Consider the following 25,110-nt stretch of genomic DNA (forward strand, 5'->3'; position numbering starts at 1 on the left):
CAGGATTTTCGCAGGGGAGCTATTTACCCCCGCGGGCGGATATGCTACAATAAAAACAGGAATGAGAAGGGAAAGCCAGCCCTCCGCGGCCCGTGCAGGAGGCCGGGAGAGGCATTGAATCCAATGGATGGAGGTAAATGAAAACATGCCCAAAGAAGCACATAAAGTGGTGGTCATCGGCCACCGCAATCCTGACACCGATTCGATTTGTTCGGCCATTGCCTATGCGGCCCTCAAGAACCGCACCAGCGACCTGGTCTGTGAGCCCCGCCGCGCCGGCAAGATGAACCAGGAGACCGAGTTTGTCCTCAAGCGCTTCGGGGTGGAGCCGCCCCGGATGTGCACCGACGTCAACCCCAAAATCCGGGATGTGGATTACCGCGAGATGGAGGGCATCGACGGTTCCACCAGCCTGCGCCGGGCCTGGCAGATCATGCGGGACAGGGATATCGACACCCTGCCGGTGGTGAACGCCGACAATGAATTGCTGGGCGTCATCACGGTGAAGGATATCGCCACCGCCAACATGGACGTGTTCGACACGGCGGTGCTGGCCAAGACCCACACCACCTACCGGAACATTCTGGAGACCCTGGGCGGCGAGATGGTGGTGGGCAGTGAGGACGGGGTCTGCACCGCAGGCAACGTCCATATCGGTACCGCTACCCCCGAAATGCTGGAAAACGTGGTGGAGAAGGGGGACATCGTCATCCTCACCAACCGCTATGAGAGCCAGCTGTGCGCCATCGAGCAGGAGGCCTCCCTCCTGATCATCTGCAACGACTCCAAGGTGGGCAAGACCATCAGCCGCATTGCCGAGGAGACCGGCGTCAACATCATGACCGCCCCCTTTGATACCTATGCGGCGGGCAAGCTCATCAGCCAGTGCGCCCCCATTTCGTACTATATGACCAGCGAGAACATCCTCAAGTTCACCCGGGTGACCCCGGTGGCGGATGTGACCCGCGTGATGGCCAAATACCGCCATCGCTATTTCCCGATTCTGGACGAGAACGGCAAATACTGCGGCATGGTCAGCCGCCGGAACATCATCAACCTGCGCAAGCGCCGGATGATTCTGGTGGACCACAACGAGGCCACCCAGGCGGTGGAAGGTTTTGATCAGGCCGAGATCCTGGAGATCATCGACCATCACCGGATCGGCAGCCTGGAGACCAGCGGCCCGGTGTATTTCCGCAACCAGCCAGTGGGCTGCACCTGCACCATCGTGACCCAGATGTACGACGAGCAGGGGGTGGAGATTCCGCCCCAGATGGCGGGCCTGATGATGGCCGCCATCCTGTCCGATACCCTGATGTTCCGCAGCCCCACCTGCACCCCGCTGGATGAGGCCACCGCCCGGCGGCTGGCCACCATTGCCGGGGTCAACCTGGAGGACTTCGCCGCCGAAATGTTCGAGGCCGGCGAGCGGCTGGACGGCAAGACCCCCGAGGAAGTCTTTTTGCAGGACTTCAAGGTCTTTATGTGCGGCGACCTGCGGTTCGGCGTGGCCCAGGGCAGCTACATGACCCATTCCAACCTGCAGGCGGCCCAGTCCCTGCTGATGCCCTATCTGGAGGAGGCCCGCCGCAAGCAGAACGTAGAGGACCTGTATATGATGCTGACCGAAGTGCCCCGGAAGGAGAGCGTGGTCATCTGCACCGGCCGTCATGCCCCCGAGATGCTGCGGGCTGCCTTTGACAGCGAGCCCCAGGAGGATGGCAGCTGGGTTCTGCCGGGTGTGGTCAGCCGCAAAAAGCAATTTATCCCCGCCATGATGGACGCCTATCAGGAACTGTAAGAGAGACACCGGGAAAGGCCAGGTGAACAGGAACCGTGTTTGACTTTCTGAAACAAAAAGACCGCACCCCGCCCACCCTGCCGGAGGGGACGGTACGCCGCCGCTACCGGGTGTCGGGCCGGGTGCAGGGGGTCGGGTTCCGGTACCGGGCGCGGTACGCCGCCGGCCAGCTGGGCCTGACCGGCTGGGTGGAAAACGAGGACGACGGCACCGTCACTTTGGAGGTCCAGGGCGATCCGCAGCTGTTTGACCGGATGTTTGATATGATCGCCGCCGGCGGATACATTGAGATCACCGGCATCCGGTCGGAGGAACTCCCGCCCGACCCTTGGTCCCGGGGCTTTTCGGTCAGAGGCTACTGAGCCGAGCGCGTCCAGTGGACGAAACAGCGAGGCGAAGTAGGCGCAGCGCTCCAATTTTCACAAGGACATTTATGGCCGCAGGGAAAATTGGCTAAGCGCAAGAGGGCCGCCCGCCTGAGGCGGGGGGGCATTTCCCCCCGACCTGCGGTCTGTCCTCTTGCGGTTCCCTAAAGATTCGGCGCATCGGAATGGATGCTTGAATCTTTAGACCGCTGCGCCAACGGCAGCTCCTTGTTTCGTCCACAGGACGCAGTCGCTGCCGTTGCCCCGCAGGGGCTCAAGACATAAAGTTTGCCCTTTTTCGCAAGGGCAATCATAACCGCAAAGAAAAAGCTCCCTCATCGGCCCGCAAAGGCGGATGGGGGAGCTTTTGTTATGTTCAGGCCAGGATTTTTAGGGGGCTGTTTTCGGTCCAGATGGTGCCGTTCAGCAGGCGGGTCAAGGCCAGGGTGCCGTTGGCGGACACCCGGGCGGGGTCCAGGGCGAAGAAGTCGCTTTCCTGGAGATTGTTGGGGTCGGCGGCCGTGTCAAAACCCACCACACAGACCCAGTGACCATAGGTGGAACTGGTGGAGATGTGGGGATAGTTCACCACATCCCAGCCGCTGCTGGTCAGGTGGTATTCCTCGGTGGAGGTGCGGTTGGTGTGCTTGGAGACGCCGCTGACGGTGGTATTCTGCAGATGTACAATCACCGGATGGCCGGCGGCCAGCTCGGTGTAGATTTTGGTGAGACAGGCGGACAGGTCGCCGGAAAAGCCGGTATAGCCGCCCGCCGACCAGACCGCGCCATTGGACCACATGCCGGCGCCGGAATTGGTGGTGCCGTCCAGAATGGTGCGGGCGTACCGCAGAGCGTAGAGGCTGCACTGGCCGGGGGCCTGGTTGCCGATGGAGAGGATCTGGGAGGTGTCAAAGGACAAAACCTGGATGCCGTACCAATTTTCGAGGCTGGCGCCAAAGGCGCGGGGCAGACAAGTCAAACACAGCGACAAAACAAGGAAAAGCGCTGCCAGACTGCGGCGGACCGGGGCGGCTGAGTGCATGGGGAAAGCCTTCTTTCTGGTTTAATGTTCACAGTTCGGCAAAAGCCGACTGCCAAAAAGAAGTATACTATGGAAAAATGGTGAAAATGTGAGAGCCCCGGCGGATCGGGCGGAAAAATTGCGCCCGGTTTTTTGGTAAAGATTCACAATTGCCGCCGCCGCCCGGCGATGACAAACCAGCGCGGCTGTGTTATAATGAAACCTGTTCCAGCAAAATCACGTCGTGAAAGGGGAAGCTGTTATGGAACCGCTCATCAAGTTCTGGCTGTTTCTGTGCCACTGGGTGGAGTTTGACACCAGCGAGGAAAAAGAGACCATCGACGACATTCTGGAAACCCTCTCCCGGGCGGGCCTGCCCTATAAAGTCCGCACCCGCCGGAACAAACAGGGCCAGGAGGAGTATGTCCTCTACGTCAAGAATGCAGACCGGGACTATGCGCGCTACTGCACTGGCTGGCGGCCCTTTTAAAAGGCCCGCCGCGTCCGGCCTGCCTCGGCAGGCCCCATCACTTTGAAAGGAATATTTCCCATGAACAAACACAAGACCCTCTGCGCCGTCACGGCGCTCCTGCTGGCCTGCGGCCTGCTGTTTGCCGGCTGCGGCCAGGCTTCTTCCGCGGCTTCTTCGGAGGCGGCGCCGGCCGCCTCTTCTTCCGCGGCTTCCTCGGAGGAAAATGCAGCCTACAGCTATACCTTCACCGATGACCTGGGCCGGGAAATCACCCTGAACGCCGCCCCCCAGCGGGTGGCCGCCACCATCGGCAGCTACGCCGATATCTGGTGCACCGCCGGCGGCAAGGATACCCTGTGCGCCACCGCCTCGGATGCCTGGACCGACTTTGATCTGGGCCTGTCGGAGGATGTGGTGAACCTGGGCGGCGCCATGTCCACCAGCGTGGAGGACCTGCTGGCCAGCGAGCCGGACCTGGTTCTGGCCAGCACCAACACCTCCTCCAACCTGGAAATGCAGTCCATTCTGGAGTCTGCCGGCATTCCGGTGGCCTACTTTGGGGTGGATACCTTTGAGGATTATCTGCGGGTGCTGAAGGTCTGCACCGACCTCACCGGCTGCCCCGAAAACTATGAGACCTACGGCACCCAGGTGGCCCAGCAGGTGGAAGACGCCCGGGCCAAGGCCGCCGCAGCCCTGGAAACCCAGGACCCGCCCACCGTCCTCTACATCCGCGCCGCGGCCTCTCTGGTCAAGGCCAAGAGCTCCAAGGGCAACGTGCTGGGCGCCATGCTGAAGGACCTGGGCTGCATCAACATTGCGGATCAGGATGAGACCCTGCTGGAGGATCTGAGCATGGAGGCCATTCTGGCCGCCGATCCGGACAAGATTTTCTTTGTCCTGCAGGGCGCCGACCCCGAGCCGGCCCGGGTCCAGCTGGAGGGCGCTGTCCTGTCCAATCCCGCCTGGCAGCAGCTGACCGCCGTGCAGGAGGAGAACTACTACTACATGGACAAGGACCTCTATCACCTCAAGCCCAACGCCCGCTGGGGCGAGGCCTATGAGCAGCTGGTGGACATCCTCTATGGCGCATAAAAAGACGGTGTTGGGGGTCACCGTTCTGCTGGCGGTGCTGGCAGCGGTGCTCAGCATCTGCGTGGGCGCTGTGACGGTGCCGCCCGGGGACCTTCTGGCCGCCCTGACCGGAAAGAGCACCGGCACCGGCACCGCCATTGTGCTGTATGTCCGCCTTCCCCGGACGGTGGGATGCCTGGTGTCGGGGGCGGCGCTGGCGGTGGCGGGCGTGGTGATCCAGACCGTGCTGGCCAACCCGCTGGCTTCCCCCAACGTCATCGGCATCAACGCCGGCGCCGGCGCGGCGGTGGCCCTCTGCTGTGCGGTGGCCCCCACCGTGGTGGGCATCACCCCGGTGGCCGCCTTTCTGGGAGCTTTTGGCAGCGCCATGCTGGTGCTGGCCATTTCCCAGCGGGCGGGTTCCTCCCGGATGACCCTGATTCTCACCGGCGTGGCTTTGTCCAGTATCTTTTCCGCCCTGGTGGATCTGGTGGTGACTCTGGCTCCCGACGCCCTGAACGGGTATTCGGATTTCCGGGTGGGCGGCCTGGGCAGCGTCACCATGGCCCGGGTGGGCCCCGCCGCCGCGGTGGGGCTGATCTGCCTGGCGGGCGTCCTGCTGCTGACCAACGAGCTGGACGTGCTGGCTCTGGGCAGCGAGACCGCCCGCAGCCTGGGCCTGCGGGTGGGGAAGATGCGGGTGATTCTGCTGGCTCTGGCCGCCGGTCTGGCGGGAGCCGCCGTCAGCGTGTCGGGCCTCATCGGCTTTGTGGGACTGATTGTGCCCCACCTCATCCGCCGGTTTCTGGGGGAGGAGAGCCGCCCGCTGGTGATCGGCTGCGCCTTTGGAGGCGCGGCCCTGCTGACCGTCTGCGACACCGCCGCCCGCACCCTCTTTGCCCCCTATGAAATCCCGGTGGGCGTGGTGCTGAGCCTGGGCGGCGGGCCCTTCTTCATCTGGCTTTTGCTGCGGCAGAAAGGGGGACGGCGGCGTTGATCGAATGTTCTCACCTGAGCGCAGGCTACGACGGCCGCCCGGTGGTGGAGGACGTGAGCTTGTCCTTTCGGCCGGGGGAAGTGACGGTGCTGCTGGGACCCAACGGCTGCGGCAAAACCACCCTCCTGAAAACCGCCCTGGGTCTGCTGGACCCGGTGGCGGGACAGGTCCTCTACGATGGGACCGACCTGGCCGCTATGACCCCCACCGAGGCCGCCCGCAAGGCCGCCTATATGCCCCAGAACCGCCCTGCGCCCCGGATTGACGTCCGGCGGATGGTGCTTCACGGGCGGTTCCCGTACCTGTCTTTCCCGCGGCAGTATCGGGCCGCGGACTATGTCGCCGCCGATGCGGCGCTGAAGGCCGCCGGCGCCGCCGACCTGGCGGGCCGGATGATGGATACCCTCTCGGGCGGCCAGCGCCAGAAGGTCTATCTGGCTATGGCGCTGGCCCAGCAGGCCCCCACCATCCTGATGGACGAGCCCACCACCTGGCTGGACCCCAAACACCAGCTGGAAGTGATGGCCACCGCCCGGGATCTGGCCGCCGAGGGCCGGGCTGTGGGCCTGGTGTCCCATGAACTGAGTCTGGCCCTGCGGACCGCCCATCGGGTGGCCCTGCTGGCCGGCGGCCGGCTGATGGCTCTGGGCACCCCTGAGGAAGTCTGGCAGTCGGGAGCGCTGGAAGAGGCCTTCGGGGTCCGGATCGGCCGGATTCAGGCCGAAAACGGCTGGCACTACTATTACCTGTGACAAAAAGAAAAATCCGCATGTTTCCAGCCGGAAACATGCGGATTTTTTGTTGCAGAATGATCTTGCGGCGGGTTACCAGAGGGGCAGCTCCTCGCCCTCCTCGTTGACCAGCGAGACGCGGCCGTTGCTGAAATACCAGCCTTCGCCGTAGAGGGTCTCGTGGCCGTCCGCGCAGAGAATATAGGACCCGTCGGGCAGAGCCATGAAGGGCCGGCGCTTGCTGTCGGCCAGGGCAATGTCCATCAGGGGCTGACCGTCCACCGACAGGTCTTTGGAGCACTGATAGTGGGGCCAGATGCTCACATAGCTCAGGCCCAGGCCCGACATCCAGCGACTGTAGAGGGGATCGGTGGCTTCGCCGGCCTCTTCGGGCTGGGCGTAGACGATGCGGGCGGCGTTCATGGAGCCGGCGCTGATGCCCACCGCAATGCCTTCGTAGCTCTGGATCAGGGCAGGCAGGCCGATCTCAGAGAAAAAGCGGTTCTGGGTGGGAACGTGGCCGCCGCCCAGAATCAGGAAATTGCACCGGGTCAGCAGTTCGCCGATCTCGTCTTTATTGCGGCTGTCGCAGGGAGTCAGACCGTCCAGACGCAGCCCTGCCCGGGCAAAGCAGCCGGCGAAAAAGGCGCAGGCCTCGTCGTTGGCGGCATGGGCTTCGGGGTCGGCTGCCAGATACAGCCCTTCGGGGGGCTCCTCGGGCCAGACAGCGCGCAGCTTGTCAACAAATTGGTTTTTGGGGTCCAGAGCAGCGGGCTGAGGGCCGGGTTCGAAGGGGCAGCCGGTGGGGCTGCTTGTCAAAAACAGGGTCATACGGATTCCTCTTTCATGGCCAGAAACATAAAGCTACATCCGGCGGCGCAGAGCCGGCCAGTATGTACAGCGGTACTATTGTAGCACAAAACGCCGCAAGTGGGGAGTGCAATTTCCACCAAAAGAAAAAGTTTCACTTTTCACAAAACGCACAAAAGTGAAACTTCTTCGGAATATTCTTTTGTTTTAGTCCTCTTTGTAAAGACCGAAGAGGTCCAGCAGCTTTTCCCAGAAGGTCAATTCCTTGGCCGGCTCTTCCTGGGCGGATGCACTTTCGTCCAGGGCGATGGGCTGGGTCTGGAGGGCAAACTGCAGGGCGGTGACGTTGGTGTTCTGGCTGGAAGTGAAGGAGGCGGGAGCCTGGCCGCCCGACAGGGCGTCCAGCAGGCTGCTCAGCTCTTCATCCAGGTGGAGGCTGCTGGTCTCGGTGTAGAGCTGGTGCGCGCCCGCCACCAGCAGGGCCGAGGCGGCGTTCAGCTGCTGTGCGCCGGCCAGAATCTGTTCCACGCCGGCGGTGTAGGCGTGGACGCCGGTGTCGAAGGTGCCGTACTGGGTGGCCAGGGTGGTGACGGCGTCGGACAGCAGGGCCAGATTCTGGAGCATCCCGGTGAGGATGGAGGCCATGGCCTGGATGCCGCTGTCAAAGGCGGCGTATCCCTCCCGCACCGCGGAAGTGCCCTGGCGCAGGGTGCCGATGCCCTCGCTGACGGTGTCCAGATAGACCTGGACCGTCCCGGCCAGGGCGGCGTTGCCCTGGAGCAGCAGGACAATCTGGCTGATCTGGTCGCCGATGCCGAAGGGCAGGCCGGTCAGATTTTGCAGCATGGCAATGGCCTGGGCGTTGCCGGCGGCCAGGGTGTCCAGATCCAGGCCGTTCTGGGCCAGAATGGCCTTGAAGGCGTCGTAATTCACCTGGCTGTCCAGCTGGGCCACGCCGTCGTCCAGCTGGGCCAGACCGTCCCCGATCTGGCTGGAAGCAGTCAGCAGGGCGTTCAGCTGGTCATTGGAGGCGGAAATCCCCGACACGGCGCTCTGCAGCTGGAGCAGGGCGCTGTGGATGGCGGAGGAACCGCTGGTCAGCAGGCCGGACTGTTCGTTCAGCATGGCCAGACCTTCCTCCAGGGCCGCGATGCCCTCACTGAGGGCGACGGTGCCTTCGTCCAGCTGGCCGGTGCCGGTGGTGAGCTGGTTGATCCGGTTGGTCAGGGACACCCCGTCGATGTCCAGCTTGAGCTGGAGCAGTACACCGTTGAGGGTGATGGCCGGCATGGTGAAGTTGGTTACGTCGGCGGCCACTTCCACCTCGCTGGTCTGGCCGGGCAGCAGGGTAAAGACAATCTGCCGCTGGCTGCCCACGCTGGCGATGGTGGCGCCGTCGGCCCGGATGTTGGAGGCGTTGGCGGTGTCCAGGGTGACGGTGGTCTGAAGGGCGTACTGGTCAAACCAGTCCCCGGGACAGTCGGGGTTGGGGCTGACGTTGATGCGGATGATCAGCGCGCCGCTCTGTCCCGCCAGTTCCTCGGCGGTTTTCTCGACGCCGTCCAGAATGTAATGGACCTCAATCAGCCAGGGCAGCGGAGTGGAGGGGTCCATGGTGCCCTCGTAATACACCGGTCCGTCGCCGGCAGGGGTCACCGATACCGTGTTGTCCCCCTGGGTCAGGGGGTCGGTGGTGGTCATGTTGCGGACGGCGGTGTAATGGCCGTAGTCGGTGATGGCGTCGCCGGCGGAGGCCTCAAAGTGGTTGACGGCATAGATGCTCTGGACGCTGCCGTCGGCGGCCAGCTTGCCGTAGATGACCTCCTCTTTGGGCAGGTCGTTGACGGCAGGAGCCTCGTCGGCTCCAAAGACTGGCAGGGCTGTGGTGCACAGCACCGCAGCCGCCAGCAATGCCGCGATGGCGCGGCGGGAAAGGGATGCAAGTTTCATGGGGTTCAGCCCTCCTTGGGCACAGGGGCGGAAGCCCCGGGCTTTTTGCGGGTGATGAGCGGGTCAATGAGATAGAGGATGCCGGGCAGGGCCAGCAGCACGATGGTCAGGGAAGCGATGCTGCCCACACCCAGGAAAGTGCCCAGCTGGCTCAGCAGCTGGTTGGTGGAGATGGCTCCCATCAGGAATCCCACCACCGCCAGGCCGCTGCCGGTGGTCAGCACCGAAGTGGTGACGGTGGCCACGGTGGAGGCGATGGCCGGCTTTTTGTCCATGGTCTCCCGGTATTCCCGGTAGCGGTCGGAGAACAGGATGGCGTAGTCCACCGTGGCGCCCAGCTGCACCGAGCTGATGATCAGGTAGGCGATGTAAAAGACGGTGGTTCTGGTGAAATAGGGCAGGGCCAAATTGAACCAGATGGCGGTCTCGATGCTCAGCACCAGCACAATGGGCAGCACCAGACTGTGTTCCAGGGCCAGCAGGATCAGGAACACCGCCGCAATGGCCACCAAATTCACCTTGGTCATGTCGCCGGTGATGGTGTCCATCAGGTCGTAGGTGCTGACCCCCTGGCCGGCCAGATACCAGCTGTCGGGGTAGTATTCCTGGGCGATGGCCCGGACGTTCTCCACCAGGGCAAAGGCGGCGTCTCCCTCAAAGTCGGCGGCCACCGAAATCACCATTCGGGTGTAGCCGTCCGAAACCAGCTGGGACAGGGTGGCGTCGTCCAGATATTCCGGGGGAATTTCGGGCCCGGCGTTGTCCACATAGGAGATGATGCTGGTGACCTCGGGCAGACCGTGGAGGGCATCGGACAGCTCGCTCTGGGTGGCGGTGTCCCCGGCGGGGACCAGCAGGACATAGGTGTCGCTCTGGCCGAAGGTGTCGTCGATGGCCTGGGTGTCCCGGCCCACCTTGGTATCGGTGCCGAACATATGGCCGGCGCCGTAGTAGTAGGTGTTGGCGTTGGAGGCCAGATAGGAGGGGACCATCACAATGACCAGCACCGCCACCATGGGCAGCATGATCCGGCTGACAAACCGGCCGAAGCCGTGGAAGCTGGGCAGCAGGGGCTTGTGACGGGTGCGGTCCATCCAGGGCAGGGCGGTGACCACCAGGGCCGGCACAAAGGTAAAGACGGTCACCAGACTCAGGGCGACGCCCTTGGCCAGGGCGCGGCCCAGGTCGGGGCCGATCTGGAACTGCATCAGGATCAGGGCCGCAAAGCCGATGACGGTGGTGAGGCCGCTGGACAGGATGGAGGAGGCCGACTTGGACAGGGCTTCCACCATGCAGTCCCCGGGGTCTGCGCCGGGCCGGGCGGCCCGCACTTCCTCAAACCGGTGAATCAGGAAGACCGAATAGTCCAGCGACACCGCCAGCTGCAGAATGCTGCCGGCTGCGCTGGTGACAAAGGAAATCTCCCCGAACATCAGGTTGGTGCCGTTGTTCAGCAGGATGGCCACACCCATGCCGATCATAATCAGCAATGGTTCGGCCCAGCTGTTGGTGGTGAGGCCCAGAATGAAGAAGACGTACACCACCGCGATGGCGGCGATCTTGGCCACCTCCACCACGGTGGAATTGGTGGCCGCGGCGGTGGAGACCGCCGAGCCGGTCAGGGCGCCCTGGTCTCCCAGCAGCTGGCTGATGGCGTCCACCGCCTCGGTCCGCTCACTGTCCAGGACCGTGATGGTAAAGAGGGCGGCGCCGTCCTTGTAGTAGGCCTCCACCGTCTTTTGGTCCTGCATTTCCAGGGGGACGGTGACGTCCACCACGTCGTCCAGCCAGGTGACGGCGGTGACGCCCTCCAGCTGGGAAATCTGCTGTTTGTAGGCCAGGGCCTCCGGGACGGTGACGTCCTGCACCATGGCCCGCACGTTGGGGATGCCTCCCGCAAAGGCGTCCTCCATCACCTCGATGGCGGTGGTGGAAGGGGACGTAGGGGGAAGGTAATCGTTGATATCGTAGTTGACCGACACCAGCATCCACAGCACGGCGCACAGGACCGATGCGATGGCATAGCCGGCCAGCACCTGTTTGCGGCGCCGGACAACGGCGGCAAAAAAGCCTGTTCCTTTCATGAAGCGGTTCCTTTCTAAAACGTGTTCCCGGGGCAGAGTCTGCGCCGGAACATTCTGCCCTTTATTATAAGAGTTTTGCCAGAGAAAGGGAATGAACAACCTGTGAATTTTTTTGTACATAAGATAAGGTTTGTTAAAGGGGGACTGTATCTTGCAAAGCCGGGGGCCGAACCGTATAATAAAAGAAAAAAGCAAAGGAGAGTCATACCATGGAACAACTGTATGAAAAAGCCTCTGCCAGCGCGGCTTACCTGAAGGAGAAGCTGCGCTTTGATCCCAAGATTGCGGTGGTTCTGGGCTCCGGCCTGGGAGACCTGACCGCCGATTTCACCGATACCCGGGAGATCCCCTACGGGGATATTCCGGGCTTCCCCCAGTCCACGGTGGCGGGCCACAAGGGCGCCCTGCTGGAGGGCAAGCTGGGGGACACCCCGGTGCTGGCCATGGAGGGCCGGTTCCATTTCTACGAGGGCTACACCATGAAGGAGGTCTGCTATCCCTTCTATGTGTTCAAGCTGCTGGGCATCGAAAAGGTGGTCCTGACCAATGCCGCCGGCGGCGTCAACCGCACCTTTGAGCCCGGCACCCTCATGCTCATCACCGACACCATCAACATGATGGGCACCAATCCCCTCATCGGACCCAACGACGAGCGGTTCGGCCCCCGTTTCCCGGACATGACCGAGATGTTCAACCACCAGCTTCTGGACCTGGCCAAGAGCGTGGCGGACGCCCAGGGCATCGAGTACAAAGAGGGCGTCTATCTGGGCTTCATGGGTCCCTGCTATGAGACGGCCGCCGAGATCCGGGCCTTTGCCGGCATGGGCGCCGACGCCGTGGGTATGAGCACTGTGCCCGAGGCCATGGTCTGCAACTATCTGGGCATCAAGGTGCTGGCGGTCAGCTGCATCACCAACATGGCCACCGGCATCCAGACCGTCAAGCACAGCCATCAGCGGGTGCTGGAGATTGCCAATGCCGCCGGCGAACGGATGTGCCGCTGGCTGGGCGAAGTCATCCAGAAGATGTAAGCCCCATCTGCATACGATACAAAAAAGCGCCCCCGTTCCGGCGTCAGCCGGGGCGGGGGCGTTTGGATTAGCGGGAGGCGGGGGAGTCCTGTTTTTCGCGGAACAGGGTCCGGAAAATCAGCCGGACCAGGGGGCCGCAGTAGCACAGCTGCCACAGCAGGGCGCAGGGCAGGTTCATGCCCCAGGTCTGGACCCACACCGCGAAGGTGTGTTCTTCCTTAAACAGGATGGTGGCGATCAGGCTCATGATGGGGCACATCACGCAGCAGATGCACCAGGAGATGGCATAGGAGATGAACTGGGGGCGGTCGTCCGGTTTCATGAAGGTGAAAGCCAGCCGGTGGGCCAGGTTGTCCACCACGAAGAATTCCAGAACAAAGGCGATGGGGGCCATGATGTACAGTTCATGGAGAGCCAGCGCGAAGGTTTCGGCGTGGACGCCGCCGGTGTTCAGGGCCACGTTGTAGACGATCATGCCATAGACCATACAGATGGCCATGATGGCGGTAAAGACGACGTAATGGGTACCATGAACTCTGGCCGCTCTTTATGACGTTTGAGGAGGTTGCAGGCTGGGCCGCGCTCACGTTACGTCCGGCCTGCGGCCGGGTACGATGCGAGGTTGATTCGGGCGGTGATGGGAAAAAAGGTTCGGGCTGTCCTTCGGACAGCCCGAGACGTCCCACGGTTTTCTCTCCTTTCTGCCCCTGCAAAAAGCTCCCCCGCCTTCATCCTGTCGGCGGAGGAGCTTTTTATTGTTTGAGACAGTCGTCCAAATCTTCACACAGATTTCTCAAAAAGAGAACTCCAGGGTTATATTGGAGTTTGCATCGTATCCGGGCACAGCCCGGACCTGGGTGAGCGCGGCATAGTCTGCAACTCCCTGCCGCGTCATAAAGAGCGGCTAGAGTGTATGGTACCCAGTGGACAGCCCGAACAATCAATAGGGTTTGGATTCGGGGAAATCGTAGCCGATCAAAGCGCAGTTGCCGATCCCGAACAGGGCGAATTCCTCATTGGTCATCTCGTTGAAGTAGGAGTGAACCATCCGGGCGATGCCGTTGTGGGCCACCAGCAGGGCGGTGCCGTCCTGCTGGGACAAATCGTCCAGCAGGCTGTAAATGCGGGCCGCCAGCTGGAACATACTCTCGCCGCCCTCAAACCGGTCGGCAAAGTGGAGCTTGGCCAGCGCAAAGGCTGCGCCGTTCCGGGGAGTGCCCTCATACCGGCCGAAGGCCTGTTCCCGCAGGCGGGGTTCCACCGTCAGGGGCAGGCCGGTGCTGGCGGCCACAATCTCGGCGGTCTCCCGGGCCCGGCTCAGGGGCGAACAGAGAATCCGGGTGATGCCGTGGTTGTCGGCGGCCAGCTGCCGCCCCAGGGCCCGGGCCTGCTGGCGGCCCAGATCGGTGAGAGGGCTGTCGGTGACGCCGCAGATTTTGTTTTCCACGTTCCAGACCGTCTGGCCGTGGCGGGTGAAGTAAACCGTTTTCATAGCTCCTCCATGGGGGTCATCCAAAAAGCCCGGCCCTGCGGGGGCCGGGCAGAACAGGCGTTACGGACGGACGGTCAGCCGGATGCTGCCGCTGGTGGTGGAGACGGTGCATGCGCCGGCGTTGGGGGTGGATGCAGGGACATTCACCCGGCCGCTGGTGCTGGAAGCCGAGAAGTTCTTGCCCGACAGGAGAGAACCCTCCACCTCGCCGCTGGTGGTGAGGATGTTCAGGCTGGCGGCGTCCACCGATTCCATATCCACGTCGCCGCTGGTGGTGTTGATCTCGATGGCGCCGGAGGCGGTGGTCCGCTCCAGATCCACATCGCCACTCACCGTCTCAGCCTTCAGGCTCTGGATCAGGGCGCCGGTGATTTCGGTATCACCGCTGGTGGTGTTGGTTTTGACCGCACCCAGCGCCGGGCTGCGCAGTTCAATGTCGCCGCTGGTGGAGGTGCAGTTCACAGCGCCGGTCACCGAGCCCATCAGGTCGATGTCGCCGCTGACGGTGGTGAGGCTGGCCGCCGAGAAATTCAGCTGGCTGGCGCTCTCCACATCGCCGCTGGTGGTATTGACGGTCAGGGCGCCGTAATCCCCGGCGGGCAGATAGACCACGACCTTGGGGTCGTCGTCATCGTCGTGGAACCACCGCTCCCCGACGGTGGGCTCGGGGCGGGAAATGCTCAGAGTGCCGTTTTTGACGGTGACGGTGTGGGTGACATCCTCAGCGTCCCGGGTGGTGACGCTGACGGTGCCGTCACGGGAAGCTCGCAGCTCCACGTCGGCGTAATATTCGGTGATGGAAATGTCGGTAAAGCCGGCGCTCACCGGATAATTCTTGGTTACCAGGGTGGCGGTGCTCCGCCAGGCGGCGTCTGCCACAAGGTTGGTGCGCAGGACCGTCAGTCCGCCGACAGCCACAACAGCCAGTGCGGACAGAACAATGGTGGACAGATGGTGCTTCATGGAAACAGGCTCCTTTCTTGTATAGGGTTCATGGTGGATGGGCCGGGCACAGGGCCCGGATCAGGCTTGTTGTTGGGGATCGCTCCAGCTGGCCTCAATGGCCCGGATGCGCTCATAGAAAAAGTCGTTGGCGGGGGTGGGCAGGCCGTGCTTGGCCGACAGCCGCCGGACCACGCCGGCGAACTCCTCCACCTCGGTGGGACGGTGGGCGGCCACGTCCTGGCCCATGCTGGGCTTGTTGTCCGGCTTGAAGGTGGGGATGGCCCCCGCCAGCCACTGGACGTCGTCGTCCGGGGGCAGGGGAACGCCCTCCGCGTTGGCCAGACGAATGACTTCCTGCATGGCCTCCAGCATTTTGGCCCGCTCGGGGCCGTCCTGGGCCAGGCCGCCGTAGGTCATCCCAAAGGCGGCCGAGGCCTGGTTCAGGCCGTCGTTGATCATCAGCTTGTGCCACTGCTTGTAGAGGATGTCGGTGCAGGGTTCGCCTACAATGCCGCAGCGGTCCAGATACTGGGCCACCGCCGCCACCCGCGGGGTGATGGAGCCGTCCTTTTCGCCGAACTGAATCCGGCCCGGCGCCTGGAACACCAGCTGGCGGCCCTTGCGGTTGGCGTCCATCCCGATGGCCACGCTCCACAGAGTGTGGCCGGGGTAGGCGGCCTCGATCCGCTCCTCGCTGGTGATGCCGTTCAGCAGGCTCAAAATCACGGTGTGGGGGCCCACAAAGGCGGCCATGTCCCGGATGGCGTCCTCCAGAGCGGTGGCCTTGACGGTCACCAGAATCAGGTCCACCGGCTGCCCGTCGGCGGGGGCGCAGTAGTTGAAATGACAGGGCTCGCCGTTGCACAGAACCGGTTCGGCGGCGTAGCGGGCGGCCCGCTCCGGCCCCGCAATCACCTGAACCCCCGGCATCTTCCGCCCGAACAGGATGCCCAGAGCGCCCAGCCCAATGAGGGCGCTGGTGCGGATGGGCCGGACCTTTTCCAGGCCGGTTTCGGTGCAGAGGACGGTGTCACCCTCCTGGATGCCGGCGGCCGTCAGAGCGGCGTCGGGCAGCTCCAGCGTCCGGGTCTGGCCCTGGGAATCGGCCAGAGACACCGCACAGAGTACCGGCGCGCCCTCCGGCAGTTCTTCGCAGCCGTAGTCGGCCTCGCTCATCTGGGTCACCTGATACAGTTCCATGGTTTTGCCCTCCTTTGGCATGGGTCCGGGACACCTGTCAAATATTTGATATTTTATCCTCATTATAACGGAGCCGAAACACCCCGTCAATGTGTTTGGGTCACAAAACCCATAAACCCGGTGAGAAAATATCGCCCCGCTTTTGGCGGAGTTGACAGGTCCCGCCCCGGAAACAAAAATCCCCGTCCGGAAAGGACGGGGGAAAGGTCGAATGGGATAAATTTCAGGCTCAGGCCTGCTTCTCGGTGATGGTGGAGTGCTCAATCACCCAGTCGGCAGCCCGGCGGATGGACTCATTGCGGCGCAGAGCCCGCATGTCGGTCTTGGACTTGACCTCTTCCAGGGTCTTTTTGGCCATCTCGGCGCGCTGGGCCAGCTGGGCGTCCAGCTCGGCGTCGGTGGGAACCAGCTTCTCGGTGTCGGCAATCTGGAGCAGAGCCATCCGGGCGCGGGTGTTCTTCTCAGCCACCTTGCGGACGGTGGCCTTGAACTCGTCCCGGGTCTGGTGAATCTGGCCCAGGTACTTGTCCAGGCTCATCCGCTGCATCTGCAGCTGCTGCTGGAAGCTCTGCATCTCATTGTGGTAGGCGTTCTCCACCAGAATCTCGGGCAGCTCGCCTTCGGATGCGTCGGCCAGCAGCATCAGGACCTGGTTGCGGGCGTGGTTCAGGGCGGAGGTGCGCTTGCGGGCGGCCAGCTGGTCGTGAACCTGGGCGCGGTATGCCTCCATGGTGTCCACCTTGCCGGCCTTCTTGGCGAAATCGCTGTTCAGGGCGGGCAGCTGGCGGATGCAGACATCGTGGACCTTGATCTTGAAGGTGGCTTCCTGGCCGGCCAGGTCTTTGGCGTGGTAGTTGGCGGGGAAGGTGACCTTCAGGTCGAATTCGTCCCCGGCCTGGTGGCCGATGACACCCTCCTCAAAGCCGGGAATCATCCGGCCGCGGCCCAGCTCGATGGCCTGGTTCTGGGCGCTGCCGTTGGGGAAGGGCTCGCCGTTCAGATAGCCGGTGTAGTCCATGTGGACGATATTGCCCTTGACGGCGGGACCCTTGTGGGGGACCAGCTCGGCAAAGCCGGCGCGGCGGCGCTCGATGACCCCGTTGACTTCCTTGTCGGAGGTGGCGGGGATGGTGCAGGTGACCTCAAAGCCGGAGGTCTTGGTCAGATTCAGCTCGGGCTGCAGGGCGACGGTGGCGGTGGCCACAAAGCCGTCCTCTTTCTTGACGCTGACCAGATCGTAGCTGGGCTCGTCCACCGGGCGCAGGTTGCCGTCGGCCAGAGCCTTTTCGTACAGGCCGGGGACGTCGCGGTCCATCAGGTCGTTGATGGCGTCGTACCAGAAGATGTGTTCGCCCCGGTCCGCCTCGATCTGGGCGCGGTCGGCCTGGCCCTTGGCAAAGCCCTTGATCGTAAAGGTGTCCCGTGTGCGCTGATATACGGCCTCGGCGGCCTCCTCCAGCTCGGCGGCTGAGGCGCTGAAGGTCATCTTGCAGACGTTCTTTTCAGGCGTTTCTACACTTACCAATTTCATAGTCGATCTTACCCTCCGTGCAGCCCCCTACGGGCGCAGTATAGTCAATTTAAAATTATTATAGCACATATAACGCAAAAGCGGTATAATAAAATTGTAATTTTCTGCGCGCAGCCCCCGGGTGAGCGCGCCAAACCCACAACGAAAGGCAAGGTTTTGCAACGATGCGCCTATTTGACGTACTGGGCCCGGTGATGATCGGCCCATCCTCCAGCCATACGGCCGGCGCGGCCCGGATCGGCCGCACGGCGCGCCAGCTTCTGGGTGAAGCGCCCATGCGCGCCGACATTGGCCTGTACGGCAGTTTTGCCACTACCGGCCGGGGCCACGGCACCGACCGTGCCATTGTGGCGGGCCTGCTGGATATGAAGCCGGACGACCCCCGCCTGCCCGACAGTTTCGCCCTGGCCGAGGAGGCCGGGATGGAGTTCGTGATTCATTCGGTGGAGCTGCGTGCAGCCCATCCCAACACCGCCGTCCTGACCCTGGAAGGCAAGCGCCGGAAGCTGAGCCTGACGGCGGCCTCGGTGGGAGGCGGACGGATTCGGGTGACCTCCATTGACGGCGTCAGCGCCGACTTCGGGGGCGACGCCAACACCTTGATTATCCACAACGAAGACACCCCCGGCTGCATTGCCGAGGTGACCCGGGCTCTGGCGGCCCGGCGAATCAATATCGCATCCATGCAGGTGTTCCGCTCTGCGCCGGGCGGCGAGGCGGTAATGGTGCTGGAATGCGACAGCCATATTCCGGCGGACCTGGAGCCCCAGCTGGGGGCGGTGTCCGGCATCCACAAGGTCACCTGCCTGAATGTGGATGACACCCCGTAACGACGAAAAAAGAGAGGGAAGAAGATGTCCTTTTTATCCTGTGCCGAGATGTTGACCTATGCCCATGAACAGGGGTGCAGCCTGGCCCAAGCGGTGCTGCGCAGCGACCTGGCCGAGAGCCGCCTCACCGAGGCGGACAGCCGGGCCGAGATGCGGCGGCTGTGGCAGGTGATGCAGGCCACCAGCCGGGACTATGATCCCGACCGCCGCAGCCGCAGTGGCCTGGTGGGCGGCGACGCCGCCAAAGTGGAGCGGGCGGCCGCAGCCGGCCAGCTGCTGGGCGGGGAATACCTGTCGGCGGTGACGGCGGAAGCTTTGAAGACCGCCGAGTGCAACGCCTGCATGAAGCGGATTGTGGCGGCCCCCACGGCGGGCAGCTGCGGCGTTCTGCCGGCGGTTCTGCTGCCTCTGGCCCGGATGGGGGAGGCGGACGACGACGCCATCTGTGACGCCCTGTATGTGGCGGCGGGCTTTGGACAGGTGATTGCTGCCCGGGCCACCCTGGCGGGCGCAGAGGGCGGCTGTCAGGCCGAGGTGGGCGCGGCCAGCGCCATGGCCGCCGCCGCCCTGTGTTACCTGAAAGGCGGCACCCCTGCATCCTGCGCCTCCGCTGCCGCCATGGCCCTGGGCAACCTGCTGGGCCTGGTCTGCGACCCGGTGGCCGGCCTGGTGGAGGTGCCCTGCGTCAAGCGGAACGTGGTGGGCGCGGTGAATGCCGTGGCCTGCGCCAATATGGCCCTGTCGGGGATTGACAGCGCCATTCCCTGCGACGAGGTCATCGACGCCATGGGCCGCGTGGGCCTGCAGTTGTCCCCAGATTTGCGGGAAACCGGCGCCGGCGGCCTGGCCGCCACCCCCACCGGACGGGCCATTGCCCGCCGTCTGGCCAGTGAGGCCGGAGGGGTCTAAAAATTTTTTAAAATATTTTTCAAAAACCCATTGACAAATGGCCGAACTGATGGTAGAATATGTTTCGTTCCGAACGGAACACATGCGTTGGTAGCTCAGCTGGATAGAGTGACTGACTACGAATCAGTAGGCCGGGGGTTCGAGTCCCTTCCATCGCACCAAAAAGCTTCACGAGAAATCGTGAAGCTTTTTTGTTTTTCCGGAAACTTGTGCGTGAAGGAGCTCGACGCCCTGTTGAAGGAATAATCACAGGAAAAAGCGGTATCCAAACTTTCAACGGAAAGAATGGATACCGCTTTTTTGCGGATCAAGAGCGCATCTTACAGATTTTTCTCAAAGAGAGCCTTGATGGCGGCCAAAGCTTCTTCTTCGGCAGGACCTTCGGCGGTGACGGTAACCGTGTCGCCGGTTTTGACACCAAGGCTGAGCAGACGCATCAGCTGGGTCATTTTGACGGCCTTGTCGCCTTTTGCAATCGTAATGGTGGTGTCAGCAAAGGGCTTGGCCGCGGTGGTTAACATGCCAGCCGGCCGGGCATGAATGCCCAGGGGGTCCTGGATGGTGTAGGTAAACTGCTGCATAAGAAAGACTCTCCTTTCCCTCAGGCTTTGACAGCGATGGCCTCAATTTCACAGAGAACGCCTTTGGGCAGGGCTTTGACGGCCACACAGCTGCGGGCGGGCTTGGAGGTGAAATAGCGGGCGTATACCTCGTTGAAGGCGGCAAAATCGCCCATATCCGCCAGGAAACAGGTGGTCTTGAACACCTTGTCCAGGCTGCTGCCGGCGCTCTCCAGGATGGCGGCCACATTTTTGCAGCTTTGTTCGGCCTGTGCGGCGATGCCTTCCGGTACGGTGCCGGTGACAGGGTCCACCGGAATCTGGCCGGACAGGTAGAGGATCCCGTTTACCTCATAACCCTGGGAGTAGGGCCCGATGGCGCCGGGTGCTTTTTCGGTTTGCAGTACGTTCATGTTCAATGCTCCTTTGGAAGGGGACCGGTGGCGGTCCCGTTGTAAAAAGCGGATGCGGCGGGGATGGCCAGAGCGATGCCCAGCCCGATGCCGCCTACAATGAGTTTGGCGGCGGCCTGGGGCAGGCAGACGGAGGGATCAACCCCCAGCGCAAAGGCATAATGGGAAGTGATCAGACCCATGGTGCCGCACATCCAGGCGATGGCGGCGGTTTTGCCTTTGGGCGGCATATCCCGCAGCATGGAAAAGGCGGGGATGGCCGTGGTGGTAATGAGCAGGAGTGCTTCCAGGGTGACACCATTGACGCCCAGCCGGCGGCCCAGAGGGTCCAGCAAACGGTGTGCCAGCCGGAATAACAATTCCAGCAGGGGCAGGCAGCCCATCAGCATGACGGCGATCCGCCCTGGAATCACAAAAGAATCCAGAATGGGCTGGGCGCCGGGCAGCAGAGCGATGCCGGTGAGATATTCCATGGCACCCACCATCAAACCCAGGATAGCCAGGGCGGAGATGCCGCGGTTGAAAAGCCCGAAGCCCCGCAGCAGCTGCCGGGGGAAACGCAGCAGCCCCACCAGAAGAAAAAGAGACAGCAGGATGATGGGGCTCAGATTCCGCAGAAGGGTTTCTGCCGGCAGATGCATCAGCAGACCACCGGCGAAACAACCTGCCGGCAGCCCTAAAAGGCCAAGGAGGATGCCCTTGATGAAAAATTCCTGTTCCTCGGGCTGGATCAGCCCCATCCCCACCGGGATGATGTAGGAGATGATGCCGCCAAACAGGGCGGCTGCAATCAGCCCCGAAAACAGGCCCAGCTGCGGGTCCTCAGCCAGGGCGGAGGCCAGAGAGTAGCCGCCCATATCGATGGAAAACAGGGCTCCGAACATGGCCGGATCTGCGCCGATGGCCTGAAAGACCGGCAAAACGGCCGGCTGCAGCAGCTGCGCCAAAGCCGGGGCGATGACCAGGATGCCGCCCATGTTCATGGCCATGGGGGCGATGCAGTTCAGCCCGTCCACAAAGCGCTGGCCGATCCCCAGACGGCAGCCCAGCAGCTTGTCCGCTCCGCCCAGCACGACACCCACAGCCATCACCGACATAAAGACTTCGTTTGCGGTCATTGGCTTATTTCTTGCCGTAGACGGCTTTCATCCGTTCCAGAGCGGCCTCGACACAATGGGTGGGACAGGCCAGATTCCAGCGCTCAAAGCACCGGCCGGCTTCCCCGAACACAGCGCCTTCATCAAAGAAAAGCTGCGCTTCCATCCGGTTTTTGCGCTCCAGCTCCTTGGCGTCGTAGCCCAGGGCGTTCCAGTCCATCCACATCAGATAGGTTCCCTCCATCTGGAAAACGGTGATCTGGGGGAACTCGCGCTGCAAGAAGTCTTTGGCGATCTGATAGTTTTTCCACACAACGTCCAGCATTTGGTTCATCCAGGGTTCGCCCTTTTCATAGGCGGCCTAACAGGCAATGTAGCCCAGCACATTGCACTTGGGGTTGGAGCCGCTGCGGCGGAGTTCCTGGTGGAACTGATCCCGTAGTACCGGGTTGGGAATCAGGACATTGGTGGTTTGCAGGCCAGCGATGTTAAAGGTTTTGCTGGGGGCGGTGCAGATGATGCTGTTCTGTGCGAATTCTTCGCTGATGCTGGCGAAAACCGTGTGGGTGTGGCCCGGCATAATGATATCCGAGTGAATCTCGTCCGAAACCACCAGGACGTGATGCCGCAGGCAGATCTCACCCACCTGGGTCAGCTCTTCCCGGGTCCATACCCGGCCGCAGGGGTTGTGGGGGCTGCACAGCAGGATCAGCTTGACCGAATCCTTGGCAGCCAGCGCTTCCAGCTTGTCGAAATCAATCTTGTAGGTATCGCCGGTGCGAATCAGAGGGCAATCCTCCAACACCCGGCCGATCCGCTGGATGGCCGAATACATGGGATAATAGACAGGGGTCATCAGCAGAACGCCGTCGCCCGGCTGGGTATATGCCTTCACCGAGGTGAACAGAGCGTCCACCACCCCGTGGAAGGGCTCGATCCATTCGGGCCGGGCCTTCCAGCCGTGGCGGCGCTCCATCCAGCTGCAAACAGACTGTTTGTAGCTCTCGGTGGCATTGGTGTAGCCCAGAATCCGGGTGTTCAGCTCCTGCTGCAAGGTGTGGATGATTTCCGGCGCCATCTGGAATTCCATATCGGCCACCGAAAAGGGGATCACATCCGGCGCGACGTTGGGGTTGATGGTCTTCATCTCATCCCATTTGCCCGAACCCATGTTGTAACGGGGGGTGACGGTCGTAAAATCATAGGATACAGACATGATTTAACCCTCGCTTTCCTCACAGACAGCCTGTTTTGCTTCGTTCTCGGCCTCTTTGTTGGAGAGGATAACGAAAGGAATGTAAATCAGGGTTGCCACGGCAATGGCCAGCAGCTCGGCGATGCCTGCGCCGACGCTGCCGCCCGAGGACAGGAAAGCCTTCAGGAAGGGAGGCGTGGTCCAGGGGGCCTCCGAGATCATCCGGCCGCAGAAGCCGATATCGGTCAGAATATAGCCCATGATGGAGGTGACGGCCGGGGCAATCACAAAGGGGATGCCCATAATGGGGTTCATGACAATGGGCAGGCCGAAGATCAGGGGCTCGTTGATGTTAAAGATGGCGCAGGGCAGAGACAGCTTGGCGATGGAACGGTAGTCCTCCCGCTTGGAGAAGAGGAGGATGGCGATGATCAGGCCGCCGGTGATGCCGGCGCCGGTGGTAATGGTGAAGCAGTTCTGGAAGGGAGAATTCAGGATGTAGGGGATGGGCTCGCCGGCCAGATAAGCTTCCGAGTTGGCAGCCAGAGCGCCGAAGGTAAAGGCGACGTAGACGGGCTTCAGAACCGAGGAACCGTGGATGCCGAAGAACCACAGCACGCAGGTCAGGCTCATGATAAAGACATAGCCGGGCAGGCTGCCGACCACGTTGGTCAGAGGAGCCTGGATCAGGTAGGTGATGGCGTTAAAGAGGCTCATCTTGAACACCCAGTTGAAGACCATACCGAAGCCCGAAATGATGAACATGGTAAAGACCGACGGGAACAGAACGGTAAAGGAGCGGCCCACGTTGGCGGGCACAGCGTCGGGCAGGCGGATGGCGAACTTGTCGGTCTTGACAAACCGGCAGTACAGTTCGGCCGTAGCCAGTGCCGTGAACATGGCCACGAACAGGCCCTCCGAGCCGCTGTAACGGCTGGAAAGCACATTGGAAACCAGCTGCTCGACGCCATTCACCTCGGTCAGGACGGTGGTATCGCACAGGGAAATGTAGCTGCCCAGGGCGATGATGGGCAGGACCTTGTCCTCCACGCCGTAGCTCTTGGCCAGCTCAGAAGAAATTGCGATGACGGCGGCAAAGCCCATGATGGTCATGGTGCCGTAGCTGGCCGCATCGAACATGGGGCGGAAATTGCCCAGCCAGGCCATGCCGGGAATATTGGCCAGGGAGATGTATCCCTCGGAGGTGTTGCACACCATGCTGCTGAACAGGGTGCAGAAGGAGCCCACCAGGATGATGGGCATGATGATGGCAAAGCCATTTTTGACAGCCGCAAAATGACGTTCGTTTTGCATGAAATCTGCAACGCGCAGAAGGCCATCCATGAAAACGTCTTTCAAAGATTTTTTCATTTCAGTTTGCTCCTCATAAGTTTTGGTGGATGGATATTCGGTTCGTTGTTCGTTTCGTTGCAGTTCGTTTCAAGCTGAATTCACTATAGCAGATTGGGAGGGCAAAATCCATCATCCGACTGTCACAGAAACAGAAACAGTGTTTCTTGTTTACAAACAAAGACCACTTTGTTATACTGATTATAATTTGTATACTCCAGGAATTTTGGGAACATTTTTGGCAGAAAAACCTTTCCATCAAACAGGTTTGTTTCTACTGCAAAGACAAAGGAGGCGGTATCCATGGGGAACTCACGATGTGTGGTTTTGCTATGGGGGATCTATCAGACGGAGCCGCGCCAGTCGGTCAATTTTATCATTGCAGAAAAACTGCTGCAAAATCTTTATACCATCGAGAAGATCTCCAGCGGTTAGGTCGCCCAGATGTGCAATGTCTCAAAAACCAGCCTGACCCGGTTCTGCAGGGATATGGGGTATGAGGATTTCAGTGATCTCCGGATGGACCTGTACAACTGGGTGCGCAACCGGAGCGATCCCAAAGAGATGCTGCTGCTGCCCTTTTTGCACGGGCAAAAGGATATCTATGAGCCGTATTTGGGGCGGGTGGAGGAACAGATCCGTCAGATGCGCCGGCATGTGCCCACAGAGCAGATCCGTCAGATTGTTCAGAAAATCCGCCGGTACGATCACGTGGTGGTGATGGGTCATATGCAGGCGGCCTGCAATGCCATTGCGTTTCAGCAGAATCTGTTCTGCGCGGGCAAAATGATTGATTCGTATATACGCCCGGCGGAACAGGTGGAATTTTTCATGTCGCCAGACTTTGGCGCGCAGCCCCAGCTGATTTTGGTGTTCTCGGTGTCCGGGGTGTTCTTCAGTAAGTATTTTCCGGCAGGGTTCCAGCTGCATCTGCCGAAGGATGTGGAACTGGTCATGCTGACCTGCAATCCGGACTACCGCCCGGAGCCCTATGTTACCATGACTCTGAATACGGGCACCGGCCACTATCTGGACGGCGCCAATCTGAGTCTGGATTTGCTGGGAAATCTGATCTGTCAGCAGTATTTCAACGAAGAAACGTATTGAAAAGACAAGGGAGCAGGAGCTTTGCACAAAGCTCCTGCTCCTTTTTTGTGCATATTGGGAAGCTGTAACCAAATCTGAAACAGTCTCCCCGAATGCGGTACAGTGGATCTATAGACACTACCGGGCCGGCATGATATCCTTGACG

25 protein-coding genes and 1 tRNA gene are annotated in these 25,110 nt (G+C 61.7%); 11 read left to right on the top strand and 15 right to left on the bottom strand.

What is annotated here, in order from left to right:
* Positions 1 to 145: 145 nt before the first annotated feature.
* Both B5E67_RS06790 and B5E67_RS06795 read left to right on the top strand, forming a co-directional pair.
* Entirely contained in the window at positions 146 to 1,801 is a 1,656-nt protein-coding gene (locus tag B5E67_RS06790; protein ID WP_087246830.1) for a putative manganese-dependent inorganic diphosphatase, read from the top strand.
* Positions 1,802 to 1,836: 35 nt separating this feature from the next.
* The gene (locus tag B5E67_RS06795) at positions 1,837 to 2,163 is read left to right on the top strand and encodes an acylphosphatase (protein ID WP_242956838.1); all 327 of its coding nucleotides are present in this window, start codon (positions 1,837 to 1,839) and stop codon (positions 2,161 to 2,163) included.
* A gap of 379 nt (positions 2,164 to 2,542) precedes the next feature.
* Here the strand turns inward: B5E67_RS06795 and B5E67_RS06800 are convergent, their stop codons facing one another.
* Positions 2,543 to 3,208 carry a hypothetical protein gene (locus B5E67_RS06800; RefSeq protein ID WP_087384207.1) on the bottom strand — a complete coding sequence of 222 codons (666 nt, stop codon included), beginning with the start codon at positions 3,206 to 3,208 and terminating at the stop codon, positions 2,543 to 2,545.
* Between the two features lie 241 nt (positions 3,209 to 3,449).
* Between B5E67_RS06800 and B5E67_RS06805 the strand changes: the two genes are divergently transcribed.
* The 4 genes from B5E67_RS06805 to B5E67_RS06820 are packed head-to-tail and all read left to right on the top strand — an operon-like array spanning position 3,450 to position 6,482.
* A complete protein-coding gene (locus tag B5E67_RS06805; protein ID WP_087246760.1) occupies positions 3,450 to 3,677 on the top strand; it encodes a hypothetical protein in 228 nt (75 codons plus the stop codon).
* 60 nt (positions 3,678 to 3,737) lie between these two features.
* Positions 3,738 to 4,754 (top strand): ABC transporter substrate-binding protein, encoded by a 1,017-nt coding sequence (locus tag B5E67_RS06810; protein WP_087384210.1) that lies wholly within the window; start codon positions 3,738 to 3,740, stop codon positions 4,752 to 4,754.
* Entirely contained in the window at positions 4,744 to 5,730 is a 987-nt protein-coding gene (locus B5E67_RS06815) for an iron ABC transporter permease (RefSeq protein WP_242956841.1), read from the top strand. The genes B5E67_RS06810 and B5E67_RS06815 overlap by 11 nt, the downstream gene beginning before the upstream one ends.
* Positions 5,727 to 6,482, top strand: coding sequence for an ABC transporter ATP-binding protein (locus tag B5E67_RS06820; protein ID WP_087384213.1), 756 nt, complete (start codon positions 5,727 to 5,729; stop codon positions 6,480 to 6,482). The genes B5E67_RS06815 and B5E67_RS06820 overlap by 4 nt, the downstream gene beginning before the upstream one ends.
* A gap of 72 nt (positions 6,483 to 6,554) precedes the next feature.
* On the opposite strand, the gene B5E67_RS06825 is transcribed toward B5E67_RS06820, so the two are convergent.
* From B5E67_RS06825 to B5E67_RS06835, 3 genes are all read right to left on the bottom strand, one after another.
* Positions 6,555 to 7,292, bottom strand: a complete 738-nt coding sequence (locus tag B5E67_RS06825) for a Type 1 glutamine amidotransferase-like domain-containing protein (RefSeq protein WP_087384216.1) — start codon at positions 7,290 to 7,292, stop codon at positions 6,555 to 6,557.
* A 186-nt stretch (positions 7,293 to 7,478) separates the two neighbouring features.
* A complete protein-coding gene (locus tag B5E67_RS06830; protein WP_087384218.1) occupies positions 7,479 to 9,221 on the bottom strand; it encodes a hypothetical protein in 1,743 nt (580 codons plus the stop codon).
* Between the two features lie 5 nt (positions 9,222 to 9,226).
* Positions 9,227 to 11,305, bottom strand: coding sequence for an MMPL family transporter (locus B5E67_RS06835; protein ID WP_087384220.1), 2,079 nt, complete (start codon positions 11,303 to 11,305; stop codon positions 9,227 to 9,229).
* A 209-nt stretch (positions 11,306 to 11,514) separates the two neighbouring features.
* Between B5E67_RS06835 and B5E67_RS06840 the strand changes: the two genes are divergently transcribed.
* Entirely contained in the window at positions 11,515 to 12,336 is an 822-nt protein-coding gene (locus B5E67_RS06840) for a purine-nucleoside phosphorylase (protein ID WP_087246753.1), read from the top strand.
* A gap of 67 nt (positions 12,337 to 12,403) precedes the next feature.
* Here B5E67_RS06840 and B5E67_RS06845 read toward each other — a convergent pair whose 3' ends face one another.
* The 5 genes from B5E67_RS06845 to tig all read right to left on the bottom strand — a co-directional run bounded on the left by B5E67_RS06845 (position 12,404) and on the right by tig (position 17,504).
* A complete protein-coding gene (locus B5E67_RS06845) occupies positions 12,404 to 12,823 on the bottom strand; it encodes a DUF2798 domain-containing protein (RefSeq protein ID WP_343286517.1) in 420 nt (139 codons plus the stop codon).
* Positions 12,824 to 13,276: 453 nt separating this feature from the next.
* Positions 13,277 to 13,828: a histidine phosphatase family protein gene (locus B5E67_RS06850; RefSeq protein WP_087384226.1), complete on the bottom strand. Its 552-nt coding sequence runs from the start codon at positions 13,826 to 13,828 to the stop codon at positions 13,277 to 13,279.
* 60 nt (positions 13,829 to 13,888) lie between these two features.
* A complete protein-coding gene (locus B5E67_RS06855) occupies positions 13,889 to 14,791 on the bottom strand; it encodes a DUF4097 family beta strand repeat-containing protein (protein ID WP_087384229.1) in 903 nt (300 codons plus the stop codon).
* A gap of 60 nt (positions 14,792 to 14,851) precedes the next feature.
* Positions 14,852 to 15,973: a 2-dehydropantoate 2-reductase gene (locus B5E67_RS06860; RefSeq protein ID WP_158098858.1), complete on the bottom strand. Its 1,122-nt coding sequence runs from the start codon at positions 15,971 to 15,973 to the stop codon at positions 14,852 to 14,854.
* A 229-nt stretch (positions 15,974 to 16,202) separates the two neighbouring features.
* Positions 16,203 to 17,504 carry a trigger factor gene (tig, locus tag B5E67_RS06865; RefSeq protein ID WP_087246748.1) on the bottom strand — a complete coding sequence of 434 codons (1,302 nt, stop codon included), beginning with the start codon at positions 17,502 to 17,504 and terminating at the stop codon, positions 16,203 to 16,205.
* Positions 17,505 to 17,668: 164 nt separating this feature from the next.
* Here tig and sdaAB point away from each other — a divergent pair, with 164 nt between their 5' ends.
* The 3 genes from sdaAB (at position 17,669) to B5E67_RS06880 (ending at position 19,404) form a co-directional block, all read left to right on the top strand.
* Entirely contained in the window at positions 17,669 to 18,334 is a 666-nt protein-coding gene (gene sdaAB / locus B5E67_RS06870; protein WP_087384235.1) for an L-serine ammonia-lyase, iron-sulfur-dependent subunit beta, read from the top strand.
* A gap of 24 nt (positions 18,335 to 18,358) precedes the next feature.
* Positions 18,359 to 19,243, top strand: a complete 885-nt coding sequence (gene sdaAA, locus B5E67_RS06875; protein ID WP_087365333.1) for an L-serine ammonia-lyase, iron-sulfur-dependent, subunit alpha — start codon at positions 18,359 to 18,361, stop codon at positions 19,241 to 19,243.
* An 84-nt stretch (positions 19,244 to 19,327) separates the two neighbouring features.
* Positions 19,328 to 19,404 (top strand) — tRNA-Arg (locus B5E67_RS06880).
* 159 nt (positions 19,405 to 19,563) lie between these two features.
* On the opposite strand, the gene B5E67_RS06885 is transcribed toward B5E67_RS06880, so the two are convergent.
* From B5E67_RS06885 to B5E67_RS06905, 6 genes are read right to left on the bottom strand one after another with little or no spacing between them, the layout of a single operon-like run.
* The gene (locus tag B5E67_RS06885; protein WP_087384238.1) at positions 19,564 to 19,824 is read right to left on the bottom strand and encodes an HPr family phosphocarrier protein; all 261 of its coding nucleotides are present in this window, start codon (positions 19,822 to 19,824) and stop codon (positions 19,564 to 19,566) included.
* Positions 19,825 to 19,844: 20 nt separating this feature from the next.
* Positions 19,845 to 20,216, bottom strand: a complete 372-nt coding sequence (locus tag B5E67_RS06890; protein WP_087384241.1) for a RidA family protein — start codon at positions 20,214 to 20,216, stop codon at positions 19,845 to 19,847.
* Between the two features lie 2 nt (positions 20,217 to 20,218).
* Positions 20,219 to 21,334, bottom strand: a complete 1,116-nt coding sequence (eutH, locus tag B5E67_RS06895) for an ethanolamine utilization protein EutH (RefSeq protein WP_087384244.1) — start codon at positions 21,332 to 21,334, stop codon at positions 20,219 to 20,221.
* A gap of 4 nt (positions 21,335 to 21,338) precedes the next feature.
* Positions 21,339 to 21,638 (bottom strand): hypothetical protein, encoded by a 300-nt coding sequence (locus tag B5E67_RS15900; protein ID WP_242956844.1) that lies wholly within the window; start codon positions 21,636 to 21,638, stop codon positions 21,339 to 21,341.
* A 36-nt stretch (positions 21,639 to 21,674) separates the two neighbouring features.
* Positions 21,675 to 22,529: an aminotransferase class I/II-fold pyridoxal phosphate-dependent enzyme gene (locus B5E67_RS06900; RefSeq protein WP_242956846.1), complete on the bottom strand. Its 855-nt coding sequence runs from the start codon at positions 22,527 to 22,529 to the stop codon at positions 21,675 to 21,677.
* 3 nt (positions 22,530 to 22,532) lie between these two features.
* A complete protein-coding gene (locus B5E67_RS06905; protein WP_087384247.1) occupies positions 22,533 to 23,879 on the bottom strand; it encodes a PTS transporter subunit EIIC in 1,347 nt (448 codons plus the stop codon).
* A gap of 423 nt (positions 23,880 to 24,302) precedes the next feature.
* Between B5E67_RS06905 and B5E67_RS06910 the strand changes: the two genes are divergently transcribed.
* Positions 24,303 to 24,965 (top strand): MurR/RpiR family transcriptional regulator, encoded by a 663-nt coding sequence (locus B5E67_RS06910; RefSeq protein ID WP_087384250.1) that lies wholly within the window; start codon positions 24,303 to 24,305, stop codon positions 24,963 to 24,965.
* The last annotated feature ends 145 nt before the right edge of the window (positions 24,966 to 25,110 follow it).

Source organism: Faecalibacterium sp. An122, from assembly GCF_002160895.1.
GTDB lineage: Bacteria > Bacillota > Clostridia > Oscillospirales > Ruminococcaceae > Faecalibacterium.